Source organism: Larkinella sp. C7 (genome assembly GCF_006149005.1).
In the GTDB taxonomy this organism is placed as follows: Bacteria; Bacteroidota; Bacteroidia; order Cytophagales; family Spirosomataceae; genus Larkinella.
Map to the genome: position 1 here is coordinate 25,900 of NZ_VBSL01000024.1, position 23,450 is coordinate 49,349.

Annotated in this window: 18 protein-coding genes; 3 read left to right on the forward strand and 15 right to left on the reverse strand. The window is 51.0% G+C overall.

Annotated elements, in window-relative coordinates:
* Nucleotides 1-28: 28 nt before the first annotated feature.
* The 6 genes from FH871_RS29980 to FH871_RS30005 all read right to left on the reverse strand — a co-directional run bounded on the left by FH871_RS29980 (nt 29) and on the right by FH871_RS30005 (nt 4,746).
* Nucleotides 29-838 carry a hypothetical protein gene (locus FH871_RS29980; protein WP_138995034.1) on the reverse strand — a complete coding sequence of 270 codons (810 nt, stop codon included), beginning with the start codon at nt 836-838 and terminating at the stop codon, nt 29-31.
* Nucleotides 839-867: 29 nt separating this feature from the next.
* A complete protein-coding gene (locus FH871_RS29985; RefSeq protein ID WP_138995035.1) occupies nt 868-1,641 on the reverse strand; it encodes a hypothetical protein in 774 nt (257 codons plus the stop codon).
* 36 nt (nt 1,642-1,677) lie between these two features.
* Complete coding sequence (locus FH871_RS29990; protein ID WP_138995036.1) at nt 1,678-2,574, reverse strand: hypothetical protein; 897 nt, start codon at nt 2,572-2,574, stop codon at nt 1,678-1,680.
* Entirely contained in the window at nt 2,571-3,170 is a 600-nt protein-coding gene (locus FH871_RS29995; protein WP_138995037.1) for a hypothetical protein, read from the reverse strand. Before FH871_RS29995 ends, FH871_RS29990 begins: the two co-directional genes overlap by 4 nt.
* Nucleotides 3,171-3,186: 16 nt before the next feature.
* The gene (locus FH871_RS30000; RefSeq protein WP_229317716.1) at nt 3,187-3,765 is read right to left on the reverse strand and encodes an RNA polymerase sigma factor; all 579 of its coding nucleotides are present in this window, start codon (nt 3,763-3,765) and stop codon (nt 3,187-3,189) included.
* A 180-nt stretch (nt 3,766-3,945) separates the two neighbouring features.
* Nucleotides 3,946-4,746 (reverse strand): SMP-30/gluconolactonase/LRE family protein, encoded by an 801-nt coding sequence (locus FH871_RS30005; RefSeq protein ID WP_138995038.1) that lies wholly within the window; start codon nt 4,744-4,746, stop codon nt 3,946-3,948.
* Between the two features lie 614 nt (nt 4,747-5,360).
* On the opposite strand from FH871_RS30005, the gene FH871_RS30010 reads away from it, so the two are divergent.
* A complete protein-coding gene (locus FH871_RS30010; RefSeq protein WP_138995039.1) occupies nt 5,361-5,828 on the forward strand; it encodes a hypothetical protein in 468 nt (155 codons plus the stop codon).
* A gap of 202 nt (nt 5,829-6,030) precedes the next feature.
* Entirely contained in the window at nt 6,031-6,447 is a 417-nt protein-coding gene (locus FH871_RS34030) for a helix-turn-helix domain-containing protein (protein ID WP_138995040.1), read from the forward strand.
* Between the two features lie 56 nt (nt 6,448-6,503).
* Here FH871_RS34030 and FH871_RS30020 read toward each other — a convergent pair whose 3' ends face one another.
* From FH871_RS30020 to FH871_RS30060, 9 genes are all read right to left on the reverse strand, one after another.
* Nucleotides 6,504-7,658, reverse strand: coding sequence for a sialidase family protein (locus FH871_RS30020; RefSeq protein WP_171063001.1), 1,155 nt, complete (start codon nt 7,656-7,658; stop codon nt 6,504-6,506).
* An 82-nt stretch (nt 7,659-7,740) separates the two neighbouring features.
* Entirely contained in the window at nt 7,741-9,387 is a 1,647-nt protein-coding gene (locus FH871_RS30025; RefSeq protein ID WP_138995041.1) for an FAD-dependent oxidoreductase, read from the reverse strand.
* Between the two features lie 11 nt (nt 9,388-9,398).
* Nucleotides 9,399-10,865 carry a RagB/SusD family nutrient uptake outer membrane protein gene (locus tag FH871_RS30030; RefSeq protein ID WP_138995042.1) on the reverse strand — a complete coding sequence of 489 codons (1,467 nt, stop codon included), beginning with the start codon at nt 10,863-10,865 and terminating at the stop codon, nt 9,399-9,401.
* Between the two features lie 13 nt (nt 10,866-10,878).
* Complete coding sequence (locus tag FH871_RS30035) at nt 10,879-14,235, reverse strand: TonB-dependent receptor (protein ID WP_138995043.1); 3,357 nt, start codon at nt 14,233-14,235, stop codon at nt 10,879-10,881.
* A gap of 326 nt (nt 14,236-14,561) precedes the next feature.
* A complete protein-coding gene (locus FH871_RS30040) occupies nt 14,562-15,704 on the reverse strand; it encodes a FecR family protein (RefSeq protein ID WP_138995044.1) in 1,143 nt (380 codons plus the stop codon).
* Between the two features lie 329 nt (nt 15,705-16,033).
* Nucleotides 16,034-17,548 carry a serine hydrolase domain-containing protein gene (locus FH871_RS30045; RefSeq protein WP_138995045.1) on the reverse strand — a complete coding sequence of 505 codons (1,515 nt, stop codon included), beginning with the start codon at nt 17,546-17,548 and terminating at the stop codon, nt 16,034-16,036.
* Nucleotides 17,549-18,031: 483 nt separating this feature from the next.
* Nucleotides 18,032-18,616 carry an RNA polymerase sigma factor gene (locus tag FH871_RS30050; RefSeq protein ID WP_229317718.1) on the reverse strand — a complete coding sequence of 195 codons (585 nt, stop codon included), beginning with the start codon at nt 18,614-18,616 and terminating at the stop codon, nt 18,032-18,034.
* A 162-nt stretch (nt 18,617-18,778) separates the two neighbouring features.
* The gene (locus FH871_RS30055; RefSeq protein ID WP_138995047.1) at nt 18,779-19,417 is read right to left on the reverse strand and encodes a hypothetical protein; all 639 of its coding nucleotides are present in this window, start codon (nt 19,415-19,417) and stop codon (nt 18,779-18,781) included.
* A 78-nt stretch (nt 19,418-19,495) separates the two neighbouring features.
* Nucleotides 19,496-20,125, reverse strand: coding sequence for an MgtC/SapB family protein (locus FH871_RS30060; protein ID WP_138995048.1), 630 nt, complete (start codon nt 20,123-20,125; stop codon nt 19,496-19,498).
* Between the two features lie 118 nt (nt 20,126-20,243).
* Between FH871_RS30060 and FH871_RS30065 the strand changes: the two genes are divergently transcribed.
* Nucleotides 20,244-23,219 (forward strand): excinuclease ABC subunit UvrA, encoded by a 2,976-nt coding sequence (locus FH871_RS30065; RefSeq protein ID WP_138995049.1) that lies wholly within the window; start codon nt 20,244-20,246, stop codon nt 23,217-23,219.
* Nucleotides 23,220-23,450 lie beyond the last annotated feature (231 nt).

A 23,450-nucleotide genomic window follows, 5' to 3' on the forward strand; every position in this document is an offset into this window, starting at 1 on the left:
GGAATAACCGATTGATGATTACGTATGATTACCAGCCTAAACCGATGACGGCATTGACGCGGAGAGCCAGGCTGGGGCCGTATGTATTTTTATAAAAGTCCCCGAGTGCACGACCCGGCCCGTAAAGATGGTTTTTCTCCCGTTTTGGAATAGTGATTTCTGGCCCAACATTGAGATCGACAAAACCCCGTCGCCCGATCCGGCGTTGAAATCCCCACATGGCTGAAAGCAGTGGTGCGCCATACGCCCCCCCTATATCATAATTATTCGTCCCTACGGATGATCCAGTTTTTGTATCATAGCGGTGTTCGATGACTCGAACCGAAAGCGCCCGAGTATATTGAATACCAATGTAGTTTCCCGAGAAATTATTGGCCGCTTTTCCTTCCCGGATGCGTTTTGCCATATCGTAATAAAACCGAGTTCCTACTTTGGCATAAACAAATCCTCTGAACATTCTATCGGTATCAATATAAGTTCCATTATTATAATAAGGCACCGCAAATTGATCATACTTATTGTACCGAAGCATAAAATCAAAACCTCCCATCACCGAAAAAGAAGGCGTTAATTTCCGTTCCACCGACACATCGGCATTCAGGCCAATCCGAAAGGAAGGCCTTCCCGTAAAATCCCGATCTCCGGCATTGGGCCAGAATCCCAGTTTGAACAGCGTTTTCTCCTCCACATTAGCCCGCGTGATGTACCGGTAAAACCGCTTCAGTTCACCGGTCGTAATCATGCTGTCTTCCTGGGAATAGGTGGTTTGCTGGGCGATGGCGGAAGATAAACCGCTCAATAAAAGGATACTGAAAAGAAGTGTGGAAATAGTTTTCATTGAAATCAGGTTTTATACGGTTTTGGCAATTACCACCCAATGCCGATCAATGCGTTAAATTGAAAAGAGAACGACGTATATTTTTCATACACTACTGGAATACTACTTTCGCCAATAAAAGTCATTCTGGGTCCTGCGCTTACGTCTATATAGCCTAAGCGCCAGAGTCGTCGCTGCATTCCCCACGTAAGCTCTAGCGAAGGCTGATTTAATCTGAATAATGGAATACTAGTCTTATCCGTATAAGGGGTGCCTGTCTGCGAATCATAATCATGACGAGTATACTGATAGATCACCGGGCGGTCGACTTGTAATCCGACATAATTCCCTGAAAAATTATTGGCGGTTTTACCTTCCCGGATACGTCGCGCCATCATGTAATAGTGACGAACTCCGAACCGAGCCTTGGCCTGATTGCCAAACGAGCGCACTTTAAGTCCCACTCCTGGCTTAGTATTTACAAATTGTCTGTACGAGCTATACTGAGGAATATAGTCTAAGCCTACCAGCACGGAAAAAGCCGGGCTGATTTTTTGTTCGGCCAATACTTCCAGATTGAGACCTAAGTCCACATTTTTGTTATTAGTGAATAAAGGAGAGAGAGAATTGGGTCGAATACCGATTTTCAACAAGGTCTTCTCCTCCACATTGGCCCTCGTCACGTAGCAAATGAACCGCTGTAATTCGCTGGTGGTCAGTTGACACTCTTCCTGCGAATAGGTAACGGTTTGCTCACCAACAGATTGGGCGTAGAGTGCATAGAAACCAAAGAAAGAGAAAAGTGTAAAGATGATCCGCTTCATACCGTATTGAGGTTAATTTCAGAAATGGGTTGTGTTTTACTTCGCCAGTGTCACCCCGCCCACGCTTGGCTGAATGATCACCGGGCTGTATGAATTCGTTACGAAAATGGTGCCTTTACTGCCGCTGGATGCGTATCGAAAGCGTCGCTTGTGGGCACCCAGGTGTCCGCTGTATAGCTCAGGTACCTGGATCGTCGCATACGTCGTCTCGATCTCATACTGAAAATCGTCCAGCCGTTTGGGATACAGAAACACTTCGGTGCGGGCGGCCTGAACCGTGAGGGCCGTCAGGCTGGCGGCTGGCTGAATGGAGAGTTTGCCGTACCGGCTTTGAATAGTGCCATTGCCGCTCAGATCGTGGAGAATGATTTCGGCTTTTTCGGCTTTGATGGTAAAGAAACCGCCCAACTCCGTCGCTTCGATGTCGCCATAATCAGAAACCACCGTCGTTTTTCCGTTCAGGTTGGAAATAGAGAGTTTACCAAATTCCACCTTCAAACTCGTGTCGCCGGCCAGATCGCTGAGGATTACGTCGCCGAACGTGTTCTGAAGGCTTATGGCGCAGCGCGTCGGCACCCAGATTTCATAAACCGCCTTCAGATTGCCTTTGATCGCGCCCGCCCGCTGCGGAATCGTGAAACGGTTGGAAAGGTCGATCACATTGCTGCGGGTTTGAATGTCGTAGTTCAGGTAGGTCAGTTCGCGTTCGGCCACCTCGCGCTCGGGGTGTTTGGCAATCAGTTTAAGCCGCACCAGCACCGTCGCTTTGCTCCAGCCTTTGATGGTAATGTCGGCTTTCTGGGCCGTCAGATTCACGCGCTGGCCGGTGCTGTAGGCCAGTTCTTTTTCCACGGTTTTCGTCACCACCTGCAGCCGGGTTTGGGCCCGGGTGGAAATCGTTACGAAAGTCAGTAGAAAAAACAGCGTTTTCATATCGTTAAAATCCGGACGAGTTCTTTGGTCACCTCGGCGCGTTCGTTTTCAATCTTGATCTGGGCCTGCACCAGCGCCGGGTCGTTGCCAAACACCAGCAATTCCTGCTCGACGGCTTCTTTCCGGCTGCTCAATTCGTTCAGGTGTTGTTTCAGTTCCTTCACCTCCGGTTTCTGACAGACGACGGTTTGCTGCGCACACTGTTCGTTGATAAAGGTTTCCACTTTCTGATCAGCAGCCGATTGTTTTGGTTCCGACGCCACCGTCAATTCTGTTTCAATGACCTCAGTTTGGTAGGAAATCGTGACTTTTTCGTCCGAAGCCGGTTGCAACACCAGCCAGAGCCCCATCACCACCGCAGCAACGGCTGCTGCGGCTGTCCACCGTAACAAGGGCTTCTGCAACGGCCGAAGCACCGGTTTTTCCAGTCGCCCGGCAATGTGTTCCCAGGCATCAGCTTTCGGGTCAAAAACCGGCAAGTCGTCCAGCACCCGGTCGATCGTTGCATCTGCCCGCAAATCCGCGTCGATCCGATCCCACAGATCGGGCCGGGGTTCGTGTTCGGGTAACTTTTGCAGGGCTTTGAGCAGGTCCATCAGCGTGTATATCCTATTAATCTTCTAATCCGTGTAATCCCACGGGGCCGCCCGGCGGTTCCGATAACTTTTTTCGCAATAATTTTCGGGCATAACTCAACTGCGATTTGGAGGTCCCTTCCGAAATGTTCAGCATGGCCGCAATTTCGTGGTGTTTATACCCTTCGACTTCGGCCAGCACAAAAACCGCCCTGGCACCGTCGGGCAACGACCGAATGGCTGCATCCAGAACCGCCCCGGTTATCGTGTCCGGCACCTCAATGGCTTGATCGTGAAGCTGTTCGTCAAGGGTTTCAAACCGCCATTCGAGTTGCTGTTTTCGCAACGCCTGCCGAACCACAATCGTTTTGATCCAGGCCCCCAGCGTCGACTGAAACCGGAACGATGCCAGATGCCGGAACACCTCCACAAACGCATCCTGCAAGGCATCGTTGGCGTGGTCATAATCGTTCAGAATCCGCAGGGCCACCGAAAACATCGCCCGTTTATACCGCTCGAACAACAGCCGCTGTGCCATCCGCTGCGCCACAGGCCGATCCCTTCGCAGACAGAAGTCAACGAGTTCACTTTCCGATATATCGGGCGTCAGCGTCAAAGGAGCCAGGCTAGGGTTGAACGTTCACCCTAAAGGGCAGAAAAGAAGGAGAAAGGTTGGAAAGGGGGGGAAAATAAAAGCGAATAATGAATATTGAATAACGAACACTGAATAACAAAGTGGGTATCGGGCGAAGTTACTTCGTTATTCGGTGTTCGTTATTTAGTATTCGATATTATTTTAAACTTCAATCCGCAGCAATTGCCCTTTCTCGCTTTCCGTCACCACCAGGCCGAGTCGACCGGTGGGATCGAAGGCGCAGTTGGTGGGATTTTCGCCGGGAAGCTTGATGGTATGCGATAAAACGCCGGTTGGCTTGTAAACCTGTAGGCAACTGCCGCCGTAAATAGCTGCGTAGAGCAGGTTATCCGGCCCCAGCGTCAATCCATCGGGGCCAAAACCATCCGGACCGGTTTCGGCCCAAACCTTCGGATCGATCCAGTTCAGACCAACGGCATCCCAGCGGCCGACCCAGATGCGCTTGCGGTGCGTTTCGGCCACGAGCAGGGTTCGGCCATTCGGCAAAAAGGCCAGGCCATTGGGGTAGAATAGTTTTTCGGAGATTTTTTTCACCTCGCCCACGGGCGAACACACGCAGACGGAACCCGGTTCGTCGTCGTCGGGCGAACCGGGACAGGTGAAAAGCAGGTTGCCTTCCGGATCGAAAATCAGGTCATTAGGCCAGTTGAGCGGTTCGTCGGCAATGTGATCGACGATGGTTTCGGGTTCCTGACCGGGGTAATTGATGCAACGGATGGCATGCAGACCCGAATCGCAAAACCACAGCCGATCGCGGTCGTCGATATACAGTCCATTCGGGCGGCTCCCAATGCCAACGTGAACCCGACCGCTTGTCCCATCCGGTTTGAGCCAGAACAGGCTGCCACCCTCCTGCTCGACGCACCAGAGCGTTCCGTCGGAGGTAAAAGCCGGACCTTCCGGAAATTGCAAACCGGTAGCCATAACATCTCTGTTTTTCATGATAGGAGCCGTGTTGATGAAATCGTGTAGTTGTTAAACACGAAAACCACTCATCTGGTTAAAGGGGAATCAGCCAATGACCAGATTCGTTACCGAAACGTTTTACAGTAAAACCCCCGACAGCAAAATTTTCAGTAACGGCAAAAAAGCGCTTCAGGATCAGACTAGGCTATCATTAGAGGGCTATATTACTGCGTAAAATCTGGCAAAATCAATCTGATAAAGCGGCTTGATCCTCTACACAATTCCTGCCGGTGCTATTATTATTCAATTCATAAACCAATCCAGTATAAAACTCAAAATTTGTATAAATAACCAAAGAATATTGGGTAGCATATTTTTGTCTGAAAATAATTATGAATCAATCTAGATTATTTCTAAAAAAAACATGATTATTTTAACACAATTGCAATATTATATAAATAATACTAATAAAATATTGAATAATAACAATATAAATAATGAATTAAATCAAAGAGATTTCAATATTTATGTCTAATTATTAGTGCATGACAAAGGATTTATGCTTAGCGATATCTCATATCGATAAGCATAAATTCTGAACAATATATACTTATTGAAGTCGTGTAATACTCCTAAACTCATCCGATAGTATGTCCGAATTAATTCCACATTTTTTCTGGAATCAAAAAGGTATTAAAATCTTTGACGAATCCACCCAACAGCACGATGTAAGCCTGATAGATGCAATCCATGCCCGCAATCGATTGGCAAAAAAAGTACGGGATCGTCCGTATAAGATCGGTCAAAAATCTGGCCCGGCAAGACCATACCCTTTTCAAACCCGCTGCAAACTTCAATGGATTATGGAAACAACCATTTGCGCCTGTTTACTGTCTCCTGTGTGGGGTTATCAACAAATCAGTTTTACACGGCCGGATCTGGGATCAGCGCTGGAAGTGCTCAATCAGTATGTCCGGGGAGGGGCTTTGCTGTTATCAGCCTCTCTATCCGACCCTGTAAGTTGTATTCATTTACCGGTCGAAGCGTTTGACGGCTCGCCCATTCGCTGCCATCTGTGGCGATTGGAACAGGAATGGCAGCAACTGATAAACGTATAACGTTTATCGTTCAATTACCAGCACTGGTTTATTTTTTTACTTCTTCTGATTCTCTGTCTAAAAACACCGTAAAAAGCCGAAAAGGTATTTACGCTTCATCCCATTTGATCAAACCGTACTGAGTGAAAATAACGGCCTGGTTCAGGGCCAAAGCACGGATTTATCAAACTAGTCAATGAATTATTTTTAGACTGTAGTTTCTATGTATATCAATAAAGAAGATCTTCAGCAACTCCGTCAAATCGTGCGTGCTGGCACCGAAAAACCCTTCGAAAAGCGATGCCAATGTGTTCTTTATCATTATTATGGGATGAATGTTTCGGAGCTTTCCAAGCTTTTTAACGTAGATCAGCGGAGTATTTATAACTGGTTAAACCGGTGGAAAAAAAGGGGAATGGCCGGATTGTATGACAAAACGGGGCGGGGATTGAAGCCCAAATTAAACCCGGCCAATCCCCGCCATGTAGAAGCCGTTCAGAAAGCCCTGTCCAAATACCCTCACGATTCGCGGCAGGCTTTGGCAGAACTTAACCGGCAACTTCCGCAACCCGTCAGTCAGAGTACCTTTCTGCGTTTTAAAAATAGAAAATGGGTCTCGACAGGAGCAAAAAACGAATGAAACCGCCTTCTTAGGAATTACTTCTGCCAGGGAAATCGCTGCCGGATCGACCTTTATTATAAACTCGCCACCGTTTTTTTTCGGAATTTCTTGATTCGGTGAAACGTCAGGAAGTTGGCATCGTGGTTGTTGTGCGCCCCGCCCAAGCCGTCATCATACGCCGTGCGCGATAGCAGAATGATGTCTTTTCCTTCAAACAGCCAGTCAACGTACTGAAAACCGTGTTTGGCAACGTCGGGGTGCTGCAACACGACCTGGCGTAATTCCCAGGTTTTCAGGTCTTTCGAGCTACACAATGCCTGCGTATTCCGCAAGCTGGCCGGGTTTTTTCCGGCATTGGCCTGCTTGAATTCCTGCGGAATGTAATTCGTCAGCGTCCAGTAGAGCTTTGATGTCGGATCATACCGAATCGTAAATTTCTTGCTGCCGCCAGGAAACGGCACAAAACCGGTGCTGACATCGAACACAGCGGTTTTGCCATCCGGGCTGATTTTTACAAAAGCGGCTTTCTCGTCCAGTGAGGCTTTGTGATCGACACGCAGAATATCCAGCATTTCACCGCTAGGACTCAAAACCGCATTGCCTTCGATCCAGCCGCCGAAACCGTTGTTCAGATACGTCGAATCATACCGCAGCACATTGCTGCTGGTCCAGTTCGCGGCTTTCATCGGGTCGGCCTCCAGCGGCATCGACAGCATGAAAGCGCCGTAGCGTTTACCCCACTTTTTGATCGGTCCCATCGCGTCTTCCATCGCCCGCCAGAGCCGCCCGTCGTGTTCCAGAAACGGCACCGGGGCGCAGTGGTATTCGCCCGCCAGCAACAGGCCGTGGTCGCCGTCGGTCGGGTTGGTCCAGGTCACGCCGTTGTCGTCGGATTTCCGGATGATCGTGTTTCCGTGGTGTTTGTCGGTTCCGAAGAAATACAAACCGTTGCGGTGGACGTAGAGTTTTGACCAGAACTGTCCGTTGATTTCCGCGATCTGCGTCCAGGTTTTGCCTTTGTCGGTCGAGCGATAAATCCGCGAATTGGGTTTCACGAACTCATTGGATTGAGGGCCGAACAGGTCGTGGGACGCCAGGTAATCGCCATTGGGCAACACGCAAAGGCTGGGCGAACCGATGTACAGCCCGGAAGACGCCGGACTGTGTGTAACGATCACTCCCGGCACCCGGGAGAAGTCGGGCGTTTGCCCAACTCCGTTCCCAGGCAACGAAAGGAAAAGAATAGCGTATACAAGAAGGAATTTGAGTCTACCGGCAGTCATGTACCAGAAAGGCCCGAAGACCGTTTTTTTACTTAGCGGGTGCGTCGGTCTTTTCGAGCAGAATCACCTGCCGGTCAGCCAGCAACCGTTCCCGTAGTTTGGGGTATGAAACCTGCTGAACGGCCACGCGTTTTTCATTCGCCAGCACGGCCGCCGTGCCACAGGCCTGCCCCAGGGCCATGAAGGTGAATTCGATCCGAATGGCTCCGTAAGCAATATGGCTGGACGACGGGCAGGAAGCCGACAGCAGATTAGTGCATTGCGAGGCTTTGGGCACCAGGGCCCGGTATGAAATGGGTAACGGTTGCCAATCATGGCCGCCAAACACAAATCCTTCATTATACGCAAAGCCCTCTTTTACGAGGGTACGAACATTGTGTACGTCGGGAGGCCAATAGGCCAGGGCCACCGGGTCTTCAACCGGCGTCGGGCTGTCTTTTTTGACATGGTGTTCCGTAATCACGTAGTCGGATACCATCCGGCGGGCATCGCGTACGTAGAATATCCGGGGCCAGCCGCCATTGTCGGTAAATTCATCCCTGGCAAGTCCCCATTGCGACCAGTTTTTTTGCAGATCGGGATCCAGTCGGCCAATTTCGGGATCCGTTGCCAAAAAGTAGAAAAGTCCCAGCGTGTGATGCCGGTGGGAATCAATGATCTCCTTTCGTTTCTGGTACGTTCCCGCCGGATACGCATAGTTCATCCCGTTCAGGTTGTGCGATACGTCCCGGCCCCCGTTAAAATCCGTCTTCTGATTCGGGATGTTCGCACCCGGGCGATACAACCGCCCGCCCGCTTTCAGATACCGTTCGAATAATTCGTACTTTTTTCGGTCATAGTTTGCCGGTTTCGGAAACGGAATTCGGTTCTCCGGCTTGTTGGTCAAACAGACTCTGAAACAATAGGCCTGGAGACGGTGGTCGCCTGAGCCAGGCTCTCCCAGCGGCTCGCCGGAGACCCCATAAATCACCCCGCTGGAGGGATCGCCCGGCACGTTGTACGGGTCTACCTTCACCGCAAACTGGTTGTGGTCCGTGTCGGCCCGAATGCCGTTTTTGGTTTCGTTATAAACACTGTTGGCTTCACGACCGATGGCCGTACTGACCCCGGCCCGATCCAGCAAATCGCCCTCCAATGTCGCATCGATAAACGTTTTTCCGCGATACGTTTTTCCGTTGGTAAGTTTAATGTGCTGGATGGCTGTACCTTTTTTCGAGACAGCCCCCGGTGTTTCCAGCAACTGGCTTTCATACACCACGACAATCTTATGCTCGGCGACCCAGTCCTTGATTACCTGCTCGGCCACGTGCGGTTCGAAGCGCCAGATGTCTGCTTTTTTGGTTCTGGTACGCAGCACCTCTTCAAATTCATCGCTACGGCCATAGACTTTGACAATCCGCCGGTAAAATTCAAGGGCCAGGCCCCCAACGGCAGGGCTATTCTGAAAATCTTTTTGATTGTCGATATCCGTTCCGCCCAGCCCTTCGACCATGATGCCCCCCAGATGCTTACCCGGTTCCAATACGACCACCGACTGCCCCATGCGCGCGACCTGAATGGCTGCCATGACCCCCGCTGGTGTTCCGCCATACACGACGACATCATAGGTTTGTTGGGCCTGGGCTTTCCAGGAAAGCAGGAAAACCAGGACTAGGAGTTGTTTTCGAAAAGTCATTGCGTTCGCGTTTAATAGCCGTCATTTTGTTTTAAAGCCGAATTTGCATCCATTTCGCGTTGCGGAATGGGGAACAGGACGTTGGTTGCCTTGATGGCGGGACTCCGACCGTACGACGTTTCGGCATTCACCGCATCCAGCAAACGTCCTGTCCGAACCAGATCGAACCGCCGGTTCGCTTCAAAGGCAAACTCAAGCCGGCGTTCCAGCAAAACGGCATCCTTAAACTGCTGCCGGTTGAGACCACTCAGTGGTTGAAGGCCCGCCCGCACCCGCACCCGATTTATCGCAGCATAGGCCTCGGCATTCGGGCCGTTATTGGCTTCCGAGAGTGCCTCCGCATAGATCAGCAGAATATCCGAAAAGCGCTGGACACTAAAACTTTTTCCCCCTCCCCCGCTAACGGTAGCGGTTATATCGGCCAATTTCCAGAACGACACGGCCCGGGCGGGATCGGCATCATCGGTCGACAGGGTAACGGCTGCTTTGGTCGTCGGATGAACATACGACGTCAGGAACGTGACTGCTTTGCGTTTATCGGCGGCCGTGTAGCTATCGAACAAGCTTTTGCTGACCCGAAAAATACCGCTGCCCGTACTCGGTACGATGGGCGCTCCACGCGGGGCATACCCCGTGGTAAAATTGTTGCCCGCCAGATCGGTGATGTACATGACTTCAAAAAGGGATTCTTTTCCACCCCGGTTTTTCAGGTCAAACACATCGGCATAATTGGCCCAGAGATCATAAATTCCTGAATCGATCACCTCTTTCGCCTTGGCAGCCGCCTGTGCCCAATACGGTGAGCTTGCATTGGCCCCCGCCCAGGTCAGATAGACTTTGGCCAGCAGGCCCTTCGCAGCACCCGATGTTGCCCGACCGATGTTGTTGCCCGTATAACTTTTAGGCAATACCGTTTCGGCTTCTTTCAGGTCGCTTTCAATCAGCTTATACACCTCATCGACCGAAGACCGTGCTGCGTTCACATTTTCCAGTGAAGTCGTTTCGGTGGTCACCAGCGGCACATCGCCAAAAAAACGGACCAACGTAAAATAGTGCATGGCCCGTAGAAATTTAGCTTCTCCAACGTAGCTTTTCCGGGTAGCCTCCTCCATCGGAATGGCCGGAACCCGGCTGATGACAAGATTGGATCGTTGAACGCCGGTATAGGCATTACTCCAGATGTTTCCGACAAACGTATTGGTCGAAATAAGGCCATATCGCCACATCGCCACCCGGTCGGCATTCCCCGTCAGAAACGGAATGCCATCGTCGGCGGCAATCACATTCGGCGTAACGACAATTTCATCGCGGTACATTCCCCGCAACTGACCATACATACTCAACACCGCGGCCTCCGCATCGGAAGCCGTTTTGTAGTAGGTTCCGACCGATTGAGAACCGAGCGGATTCAAATCCAGATCGGTCGAACAGGCCGTCAGGAAGCCGGTTATCAACAGAAGAAAAATAGAGAATCTCATGATATAAAGGCGTTTAGAAGGTCAGGTTTAAACCAACAAGAAGTGTTTTAGCTGCCGGATACCCCCCGTAATCCATCCCCTGGCTGATCGATGTAGTACCGAAGCGACTCACCTCCGGGTCATAGCCTTTGTAAGCTGTAAACGTGAGATAATTCTGGGCCGCTACGTATACTTTGGCATTCCGAACGGCAATTTTGTTCAGCAGCGCAGACGGCAGGTTGTAGCCCAGGGAAAGGTTTTTAAGCCGCAGATAGGCCCCATCTTCAATCTGGAATGTCGACAGAATCCGTTGACCACCCGTGAGCGTGGCCCGTGGAATTTCGTTGCTCGGGTTGGTTGGTGTCCAGCGGTTGACCACCTCCTCGGCCTGGTTGTTGTTTCCGTTCAGATTATACAGATCAAACCGCAGGTAATTCAGGATCTGATTTCCCGTAACGCCCTGAAAAAAGACATTCAGCTCAAAGCCTTTAAACGTTACGGTATTGTTCAGCCCACCGAAGAGTTTAGGATACCCATTTCCGATGATGGTGCGGTCGTTGTCGTTAATCATTCCATCACCGTTCAGATCCCGGTATTTGATATCGCCCGGTTTCGCGGTTTTCTGGGCCGAATTGTCAATTTCCCCCTGGTTCTGGAAAATGCCGTCCATTACCCGTCCGTAGAAATTACCCAGCGCTTCACCCACTTTCAATAACACGGTGTTGGATACCTGAAGGTGACCGATTCCACTGCCCGTCGTAAATTCAGGGCGACCATCGAGGGTCAGAATTTTGTTGCTGTTGACGGCCATACTAAACTCAGTATTCCACCGGAAGCCTTTTCTGTCCATGTTGATCGTTGACAACGCTAGTTCCAGGCCCCGGTTTTCTACCTTGCCAATGTTCCGGAGGGCCGTGCTATAGCCGGTCGTTTGGGGAATATTAACCGAAAACAACAAATCAGAAGTCGTTTTGATGTAATAATCAGCGGTAAACTGAATCCGGTTATTCAATAAGCCAACATCAAGCCCTACGTCAAACTGGGCATTCTTTTCCCAACGCAAATCCAGATTACTGATGGCCGTGGGGGTCCACCCAGTCCGCAAAACGGGAGAAGCTCCGCCCAGGATCGCCGTACTGACGCCCAACCCCGATAAATACTGATAATCGCCAATGGCCTGATTCCCGCTCAGGCCATAACTGGTCCGGAGCTTGAGGTCGGTCAATACCTTCTGATTTTGTAGGAATTTTTCATTGATAATGCGCCAGGCCAAGGCTCCCGACGGGAAAAATCCGTACTTATTGTTGGTTCCAAACCGCGACGATCCATCGCGTCGAGCGGTAAGCGTAAGCAGAAAGCGATCATCATAGTTGTAGTTCAGGCGGGCCAGATACGAAACCAGCGCCCAATCGCTCGCCGATGAGGATGGAGTTTGCAGCGTAGCTCCGGCCCCCAGATTGTTGAACTGGGCAAAGTCGTCGGTAAAGTTGACAGCACTCGCCGTAATTCCTTCGTTATGATATCCTTGCGTAGTATACCCGATCAGGGCGTTCAGGGTGTGTTTCGGGATAATGGTTCGGGTGTACGACAGCGTATTTTCGTTGAGCCAATTCAGATTAAAGCCCGAATTGACGGAAGCACTTCCGTTGGAGGTAGCGCCCAGACGAATCTTCCGGGTAGCATAATAGTTTGATTTCGTATTCAGGATGTCGGCCCCCCAACTCGTGCGGAACGTCAATCCCTCGGCCAGCTTTATATCGGCAAACACATTTCCCAGCAGCCGGGTGTTCAGATTCTGGTCGGTGATTTCGTTCACCAGCCCCACCGGATTATCGACCAGATTGCCGTTTAAAGAACCCTGATCCAGATAATAGCTGCCTGCGCTATTGTAAACCGGAAAAACCGGCGCGTAGTTGATCGCCGATGTCGTAACGCCACTGTTAATCCCGCCGTCGGTTTCCGTCCGGGCTGCATTCGATTTGGTGTAGGCGCCCTGCATCGATAAACCGATCTTCAGCCACGACTTTACGTCACGATCCAGATTGGCACGAAGCGTAAAGCGTTTAAAATACGAGTTTTTGACGATGCCCTGCTGGTCGTAATAACTTCCCGATATCGCGTACCGGGTTTTCGTTTCGCCCCCCGTGAAGCTCATCTGATAGCTCTGGATAGGTGCCTCCCGAAACACTTCCTTCTGCCAGTCGGTGCCTTCGCCCAGCGACGCCGGCAATGGACGGTCGGCCGAAGAACCGTCGAAATAGGCCGTGCTGCCGCCCTTGATCCGGGCTTCGTTGATAAATTCAGCATATTCCCGGGCATTCATTAGCGGAACGCTCCGACGGACCGACTGAACACCGTAGTAACTCTCAAAATTGACCCTTGATTGTCCTTCTTTGCCGCGCTTGGTGGTAACCATAACGACCCCATTGGAGCCCCGCGAGCCGTAGATAGCCGTCGCCGAGGCATCTTTTAATATTTCAATGGATTCGATATCATTGGGATTGATGGAGTTCAGATTACCGGTTGGGTAGCCATCAATCACATACAGTGGTTCATTCCCCGCATTTACCGAACCCGTTCCCCGGATACGGACCGTTGTTGAGCCACCGGGCTGGGCCGAATTGGTGGTCACATGCACACCGGCCACCCGGCCCTGCATGGCCCGATCCAGGGCCACGATGGGCGTCGCTTTGATGTTTTCTTCGCCCACTTTGGCCACCGAACCTGTCAGATCGGAACGTTTCACGGTTCCGTAGCCGACCACGACGACTTCGTTGAGTGATTTTTCGTCCGCTTCCAGCCGAACCTTTAGGGTCGATTGTGAACCAACGGTTATTTCCTGATTTCTGTAACCCACAAAACTGAACACCAGAACCGCCGAATTATCGGGCACCGCCAGCCGGAATGCGCCTTTGCTATCGGTTGCCGTGCCGCGTTGCGTGCCTTTCAGCAACACACTGACGCCCGGCAATCCTTCGCCTTTTTCGTCTGTCACCGTACCCGTAACGGGTATCTCTGCCATCAGGGCTGGCGCTTCCAGCGTCGTTTCTTCGGGCAACACCGCGCTGGTCGGTTCTTTTTTCAGCACGATGTAATTGCCCGAAACCTGGTAGGTGATGTTCAGCGGTTTCAGCAGACGATTCAGTACCACCTCCAGCCGGTCGTTTTCGGCCCGGAGTGTCACTTTATTACCGACCGAAATGAGTTGCGGAACGTACGTAAATTTTACGTTCGCGGCTTTCTCCAATCGGTTCAGAATGGTCCGTAAGTCCTTGTTTTCCAGTTGAACAGAGATCGATCGATTGAGCAGCTCCTGCGCCATTCCATTTCGGGCCAGGGTCAGCCCGGCAAAGACTACGGCCAGCACCAACTGTACGCAAGTAATCTTCATAATCTGGCAAAGAGTTGGGGAATAATCCCGCAGTTTTTTCATACTTTTAGCAGTGTTTTTGTTCAACATTTTTCAGAAGTGGAGGCAAAAACAATCCCCGTCCCCGTTTTTCAGGGTAGTCGCAATACCGGTAAAGCAAGGGAGGGCACTGATTCGCCGGGATGATGGAGCCGTACTGGTCGCAACAGTACGGTTCTGTTCCGGCTTTTTTCATCAACAGGTCAGTGTTTCTTCATGCAATCAGGGTTTAAGATTCAGTTATGAGTTATTTGTACTATTTTATTTTTTAGCATCCCAATAACGCAACCGCATCACTCATTCAGGATTTATTCCGTTGGTTGGCAGCCTTTTCCAGTTACCACAATTTTTGCATCCCAGACTTCATAGGTAGCGTCGATGGTCTGGCAGATGATGTCGAGTTTTCGGAACAGCGGTTCGTCGCCCAGCGGGGCGGTCAGGTTGCAGCTTTTCAACGTCTTCGCATCATAGACAATCGACACGCCATACGAAGTTTCCAGCGTTTTGAACACTTCCGCAACCGGCGTATTTTCAAAAATAAAGTTCTGGTTGTGTTCGGGCGTTTTGATCAGCACCGGAGCTTCCACGAGTTTGCGGGTCAGCCGGTCGCTGTCGGTATCGAAAAAGGCCTGCTGGTTGGGGGTTAACAAGATCGCTCCCGCCGGTTGCCCGGTTTCGGGCTGGTTTCGATCAAGCGATTTGATCGGAAAAACCGCTACTTTCCCAGTTCGCACAATGACCGTTACGCCCCTGGCTTCCTCCAGCGCCCGAACCACAAAACTGGTTCCGATCACTTTGGTAACCAATCCATTGGCATATACCATGAAGGGTTTTTCCGGATTTTTGGAGACCTCAAAAAATCCTTCGCCCGACAAATACACTTCCCGTTTTTCGCCCGTAAACGTGGCCGTGTAACTCACCCGGCTACCGGGTTGCAAGACCACCGTGCTGCCTTCTTCAAACCGGACGGTCAGCGGTTGCGGGGTGTTGTTTATTTTTTCGATCAGATCAATCTTCGATTGAGCAACCAGTCCGGAATAGGTTCCCGGCTGTTCGGCCAGTTTGGACCGCAGCATATACCACCAGCCTATTCCCACCAGCAACACTACAGCAGCCGCCAGCTGGAACCAGTTCGGGCGTCTGATTTTTGGCCAAACCCAGCGGTTTTCATCATCGGCGTCCGGTTGTTCCTCCAGCCCGGGTAAACCGGTGGTGCGGTGCTCGATGGCGGCCCACATCCGTCGTCCCTGCGCTTCCGTGGGCATGGTCTGCACCTGCGAAACGGCCTGCAACAGTGAACGGGCCGTCAGAATAACCGTGTTTTTTTCCGGATGCTCAGCCAGAAATCCCTGCCAGAACGAATCGGTTTCGGCATCGGGTGCCAGCACCCAGCGTCGGAAAAAATCATCTTCAGCAAAGTCTTCGGTGGTATAATCCGTATAGGCATTCATTGCATCCGGGCAATAAAATAGATGAATATTCCGCTCTCTTCTACCAAGAGCGGTGAAATGGCGAAGTGTCCCCTCCTTTTCTGATTTTTTTATTTTGACTCTGGATTTACGCGTTGGATTACGGACAATGTAATTGCACCAGCCCACGATTTGAATCGTGGGCTCGGTTGAAGGGCGTTCGTATGCGAGTGTGAAGCGGTATTGAAAGCCGATTGAAGAAGCGTCTAAAGCATCTGTGGTAATTTTCAGCAGAACTGTGCCCCTTTTCAGTACGTGCTACCTTCTGATTCGAGTGAGTAAAACCGCTTGAAAGACAAATAGGGCCTTCACTAGTCCTTCGTCAATTCATTCAGAATTTTTTGGCCCGGCAAATTACCGGGAAACATCAGGACCGATTGGCGATACATGGCGATGGCTTCTTTGCGTCTACCACTTTGCAGCAGGGCTTTTCCGTAGCTATCATACGTGTTCCAACTCTGCGGGTAAAGCAAGGTCGCTAGTTTGAGGGCTTCCAGCGCAGCGGTGTCATGGTGGTCTGACAGAAGTTCCAGACCCAGTTCGTTCAATTCCCGCTCGTCGGTAAAGTAATGAGCGGTGTCGGCTTTGAGCTGGTTGAATAAGGTCGCAGCGGCATCCGGCCCTTCTTTTAGTAACGTTCTAATGTAAGGCAGGAAGAGCGACCGCTTGCCGGGCTGTTTCGTCCCGAAAAAAGGAGTTTGGTAAGCCAGATTGATCGTTTGCTTGCAGGCCATGCCAAAACCGGTACTCTCCGCATTATCGAGTAAAATAATGGTCCGATGGTGCGCAAGATCATGCCAGAAGAAGGTAAAGAAACCAGGTTCGCGACCGGTGTGCATGACAATTCGACCCAGTTGGGTGTTGGTGGGCAGAAACCAACCTAAGCCATAGTTAGCCGCCCCAAACTCACCGCCGGGAGCGGCCAGAGTGCCGTCTGTTAGTTGATAGGGCGTAAAGGCCAGGTCCTGCATGTCCTTACTCAGTAACTTGTGCTCGTCCAGGGCAGTGGCATAGGTAGCCAGATCGCCGGTCGTACTGACGATGTTCGTTGGCCCGTAAAGCCCACGCAGATTAAACGTCCAGCGCCTGACTTTTTGGCTGCTGCCAATACTTTCCATGTCGTTGAGATAATGGTGACGAACCAAGTAGCCCGTCACATAACTGGTATCGCCGGGAAAGTCGCCCAGTAGGTAGCTGTGCTTCATACCAGCCGGGCGGAAGATATGACGAGTCAAGTAATCGCCGAACCGTTCACCGCTTATTTTTTCGACCAAAGTAGCCAGTAAGGCATAGCCGATGTTGCAGTAACGCCATTGACTGCCCGGTAAGAAAGCCAGTGCTTTCTTCGACTGCTTTAAAGCCGGAATAATATCGTGGTTGCTTATTTGTCGGGTTGAGTCCTGATCAATTAGCGGAAAGAATAATTCTTCCTTGTCGGGCAGACCTGACGTATGCGAAAGCAAATGGTCGATATGAATCTGTGAGAAAGGAAAATCCGGGAAATATTTTTGATAACTATCTTTAAGACCAAGTTTATGCTGCTGGATTAGTTGCATGACCGCCACGGCGGTAAACGTCTTGGAGATGGAGCCAATCTGGAAAGCGGAATGCAACGAATGCTTTTTAGAGGTCTTTAAGTCTGACAAGCCAACTGACCGTTGGAAAGTAGTCTGACCCTTCTCACGGATGAGCACATTCCCGTTAAAAACATGGGCTGTATCTAAGGCATGAAACAAACTGTCGAGTGCCCTGCTGGCCTGAGCATTCGATAGAAGGGGCTGAGCCAGAAAGGCTAAGATAAGTAGGAAGCGGTGAGACCTTTTCACAAAGTAAAGATTTTAGTACTTACTCATGGATTTCTTTTGCGCTGCATTACCTGGGATACCAGTCTATGTCCCTGTGGACTGGGGTTGGTCAGGAAACAACGATTCGTAAAGCAGGAATACTTTAACTTTTGTAGAACAAATATCCTGCCAACACCCGCTTATTTAAATGCAAACAACTGACTACCAAGTAGTTAACTATATTTGTCCTTATGAGGTGGTGTCCAAAAGTGGACATCACCTGTCTTTTTTCGGACACAAGTGCCAATGGCGTTTTGATTCCTACGCACTCGCTCAACGTACCAATCTCCGGCTTGCAGCTGCGGTATGCTATTTTCCATACGGCACTACGTGCTGTTTTTTTGTACGAAACGGCAAACTACCCGACTCTGGGTTTACGGACTTGATTACGACCGACACGGTTCTATCAGCCCCGGTTAAAAACGCGGGCTGAAAAAACGAATCACGTATGACTATTAGAGGATGCTATGCCAAAAGAAGAAACAAAAGCCCCAGAAACGGAGCCAGATAGCGGGCATTTTCGCGGAGGTGGATCATGGCCTTGTGGAGCGTATTCCGGACGGACTTGTCGGTGATGCCCATAATGGCCGCAATCTCGCTGGTTTTGAAGTTTTCATAAAACCGCAACGTGATTACTTCCAGCTGACGATCAGGAAGTTGTTTCAGAGCTTGGGCCAGTTGCCGGGTCAATTGCTGCTCCCCGTCGGAGAACTGATGCTCCGGTGTGGTGTCAGTCTGAGACGCTAATGTAGCCTGGTCGATGGATAAAAACCGGTTTTCTTTCTCACTCAGGCGGTGAATTCTTCGGCGCAGGGACCGAAACAAATAGAACTTGACCGATTCGGCTTCGGCCAGATTCTGCTGAATCCGCCAGAGATCCACGAACAAATCCTGAATGGCATCTTCCACCAGAGCCGCGTCGGGCAGCAGTTTGTATCCGTAGTTGTAGAGGATGCGGTAATACCGCTCGTAGAGTTCGGCAAAAGCCCGCCGGTCGCCTTGTTTCAGGGCGTTCCAGAGAATTGGGTCGGGTTGCCGTTCGGTGGTCAAGGTCTTAATTCGGTTTTGAAAATCTACCCGAATTAAGTAGAAATTTTTATAATTCTAATGGCATTAATGCTAAAAAGGGAGAGAAAAGACGCGGGAGTAGAGAATAAAGAAAACCGTTCCTGCGACTGTCTTTATTCTCTACTCCCGCGTCTTTTCTTTCAATTAAAAAAACGACACCCGAATCACCCACGGACTGCCGCCGTAAACGAACGACGAGAAGATAGGATCGGCGTTGTAACTCAGGTTGTATAAGGCCGTTAAATTCACACCAAACCGTCGGCTAATCGGTTGCGAATAGGTCAACCCAACCAACCCGGCACTCACCCAGCGTCGCAAATCTTGGGGAGGAATGGTGTTGTTCTGATAGCCAACACTTGTATTTTCAAATTCCCCGTGCACATACAGGTTCTTCACGATATTGGGAACGATCTCATACATCCCAAATACCCGTCCACCGTACTGATTGGCCCGGTAGATTTCGGTGGCACCGCCCTGATAGTAGTACTTGGCCCGGTAATACACATAATTGATGCCAACGCCTACAATAGCCCGTTCCGAAGCCTGATATGCCAGGACGGGAGCGACGCCAATACTGAACGGGTTACCGATAGACACATTGCTGATGCCGCCCCCAAACCGCAGCCGCTGCGAAAAGGGCAACGGATCTCCTTCCGGCGTTTTTGTTTTCAATGGGTCTTTTCCTTCTCCGCGTCGTTCTTCGGGATCTTCGGTAATTTGCCCGAAGGCTACACTGCTGCTTATCAGCATGATTGCTAATAAACCTTTCTGTATGAGGTTCATAGAGTTGATTAATGAACAAAAATGGATACTCGAATTATAAACGAAAAAATAGTGGTTTTTAGTAAGTAATGCCCTCACTCAAAACCCAAACTCTTTTACTTCCGGGTCATTCAACAAGTGTTGAATACATCGCTCGTGGGCTTTTTCGGACCCCGTTACGCGCCAGATGCCAATGATTTCGTTACCAATGCGCTGCTGACTCTGCAACCGGGGATGCAACCCACATTCTTCAAACAGCGTTTCATACGCCATCAGCGTTTTGTGTTTAAAGGTAGTAACAATTCGGAATTGTCGGGCCTGGTTGGCGCGGGCAATGCGGGCCGCCAGCGCCGGCAACACCAGCAGCGTGGCCCCAATGATGATAAAACCGCCCACGGCAACATCGTAAAAACCACCGCCAACTGCCATTCCGATGGCGGCTACGGCCCAGATCGTGGCCGCCGTGGTCAATCCTTTGACGCTGGTCTCCTGCCGGAAAATAATCCCCGCACCCAAAAAACCGATCCCATTGACGATGTTGGCCGCAATCCGGTCGTCGTTGCTGAAACGACGCGAAACGATGGTGAACAGCGCCGATCCGACACAGATCAGAATCGTGGTCCGGAGTCCCGCCGATTTGCTGCGGTATTCGCGTTCCGCGCCAATCAAACCACCCAGCACCATCGCCAGCAGAAGTTTCAGAATATCTTCCTGAACAATTGAATCCATGTATTTCCGTTGGTTACGCCATCTCCTGCTTCGGCTGGGTGTCAAACGTTATTGAAAAAGAAACCATCCTTTCAAAAAAACCGTTAGTCCAAAGATAGAGTTTTGCTAAATTTATAGGATGAATTTATCGGTTAGTCTGCCGCCTGACGGCTCCTTTCAGCAACCCAACGTTGAACATCTTGATCCCAAACAGTATATTATCATCAAGGGTGCCCGGGTTCACAACCTGAAAAGCATCGACGTTGCCATTCCGCGCAACAAACTGGTGGTGATCACCGGCCTTTCGGGTTCGGGCAAATCGTCCCTGGCGTTCGACACCTTATTTGCTGAAGGTCAGCGCATGTACGTTGAAAGCCTGAGCAGTTACGCCCGGCAGTTTCTGGGCCGGATGGAAAAACCCGAGGTCGATTACATCAAAGGGGTGTCGCCAGCCATTGCCATCGAACAGAAGGTAACGACCCGCAATCCCCGCTCAACGGTTGGAACGACCACCGAAATTTACGACTACCTGAAATTGCTTTTTGCCCGCGTGGGCATCACCTACTCCCCCATTTCGGGGCAGGAAGTGCGCAAAGATACGGTAACGGACGTCGTTAAATACCTGTATACTTACGAACAGGGACAGCGCGTGCTGGTTATGGCTCCGCTCCACATTCGCCCCGACCGGACGCTGGCCGACGAACTGAAGGTGTTGCTCCAGAAAGGCTACACCCGGATTGTGGCCAACGGCGAAGTGCTGTTCATAGAAGAAATGCTGGAACAGGGCGTGAAAGAACCCGCGCCGGGGGCATCGCTGGAAATTCTGATCGACCGCAGCACGGTTCAGTTCGATGCGGACGGGCAGCCCGATGAAGACAGTCAGTACCGGTTTTCGGATTCGATCCAGACCGCTTTCAACGAAGGCGAAGGCGTTTGCCGGGTCGATGTCGTGGGCAAAGAATCGCGCGTTTTCTCGGATAAATTTGAACTGGACGGACTGGTTTTTGAAGAACCGAGCGTCAACCTGTTCACCTTCAACAATCCGTATGGTGCCTGTCGCCGGTGCGACGGTTTTGGTAAAGTACTGGGCATCGACCCGGATCTGGTCATTCCCGACAAAAATCTATCGGTCTTCGAAGGCGCCCTGGCACCCTGGCGGAGCGAGAAAATGAATGAGGAATATTTAAAACCGCTGCTCAAAAACGGCATTCGGTTCGACTTTCCGATTCACCGCCCGTATAAAGATCTGGCACCGGAGCAGAAAGAAGTTCTCTGGACGGGTAACAAATATTTTCAGGGCCTGAACGCGTTCTTCGATTTCGTCGAAAGCCAGACGTTCAAGGTCCAATACCGCGTGATGCTGTCGCGCTACCGAGGCAAAACGACCTGTCCCGAATGCCGGGGTTCGCGGCTGCGGAAGGACGCCAGTTACGTAAAAATTGCCGGTGGAAAATCCATCACCGACATTGTGCTGATGCCGATTGGCGAAGCCGCCGGTTTTTTCCGGAATCTCGAACTCCCCCCGCACCAGCAGGAAGTGGGCAAGCGGCTGCTCACCGAAATCCGCAACCGCCTGGATTACATGGAGCGCGTCGGGCTGACCTATTTAACGCTAAACCGCCTAACCAATACGTTATCCGGCGGTGAATACCAGCGTATTAAACTGGCAACCTCGCTCGGTAGTGCGCTGGTAGGATCGATGTATATTCTGGATGAACCCAGCATTGGCCTCCACCCGCGCGACACCAAGCAACTGGTGAGCGTGCTGGAAACCCTCCGCGATCTGGGCAATACCGTCATTGTGGTCGAACACGAAGAAGAAGTGATGCGGGCGGCCGATCAGCTCATTGACATTGGCCCGGATGCGGGTGTCAACGGTGGCCACCTGGTGTTTCAGGGCACTTGGGAGGAAATTATGAGTTATGAGTTAAGAGTGAAGACGGGGCCGCCCGGCGGTGAAGAGTTAAAAACAGAACACGTCAGCCAACTCATAACTCATAACTCTTCACCGCCGGGCGGCCCCGTCTTCACTAACAATTCGCACACCCTCGCTTTTTTGACGGGAAAAGAAACCGTGCCGGTGCCGAAATTCCGGCGGAAAGCGACGCACTGGCTGGAGGTGAACGGCGCGCGGGAGAATAATCTGAAAGATCTGGATGTGCGGTTGCCGCTGAACACGCTGACCGTGGTGACGGGCGTGAGTGGTTCGGGCAAATCGACGCTGATCCGCAAGGTATTGTATCCGGCCCTGACGCGGTTGAAGGGCGACGGTTCGGAAGAAGCGGGCAAGCACGACAGCCTGGGCGGCAGTCTGGACCGCGTCACCTCCATCGAGATGATCGACCAGAATCCGATTGGTAAATCGTCGCGCTCGAACCCGGTTACGTACATCAAAGCCTACGATTATCTGCGGCAGGTGATGGCGGAACAGCCCGTGGCAAAAGCACGGGGCTATAAACCGTCGCACTTTTCGTTCAACGTGGATGGCGGTCGCTGCGAGGTGTGTCAGGGCGAAGGCGAGGTCAAGATCGAAATGCAGTTCATGGCCGATATTTTTCTGAAATGCGAAGGCTGTAACGGCAAGCGGTTTAAGCAGGAAATTCTGGAAGTGACGCTCAACGACAAAAACGTGGCGGATATTCTGGAAATGACCGTCGATGAAGCCATTGGCTACTTCCGGAAAGCCGAACCGAAGATGGTCGATAAACTGATGCCGTTGCAGGACGTCGGTTTGGGCTATATCACCCTGGGGCAGTCGTCCAACACCTTGTCGGGTGGTGAAGCCCAGCGGGTTAAGCTGGCGTCGTTTCTGGGAAAAGGCAACGCCAACAAAGGCGGAACGCTCTTCATTTTTGACGAACCGACCACCGGTTTGCACTTCCACGACATCCGCAAACTGCTGAAAGCCATCAACGCGCTGGTCGATCAGGGCGACAGTGTAATCATCATTGAACACAATACCGAGATCATCAAATCGGCCGACTACCTCATCGACCTCGGCCCTGAAGGCGGGGATACGGGCGGTTACATCACCTTTGCCGGCACCCCGGAAGAACTGGTGAAACTGCCGGAGGGGGAGAATTATACGGCGGATTTTTTGCGGGGGAAAGTGTAAGGTTATCGGACGTTGATTGATTTTATAGCAATAGCCGGGCTTAGTTGTCCGGCTATTGTTGTGTTCGATGTGCTGTATACTGGCCAAGAAAGAGAGGAAACTAAAATTAGTGCTGCGAAATTTCACAAACCTTGACAAACAAAGAAAAAATCTACCATGTTTAGACACCAGGGAAAGACACGAACGTTATTGATACGTGAGTAAGTTTGTTATGTAAGGTCCTTTTGGTTT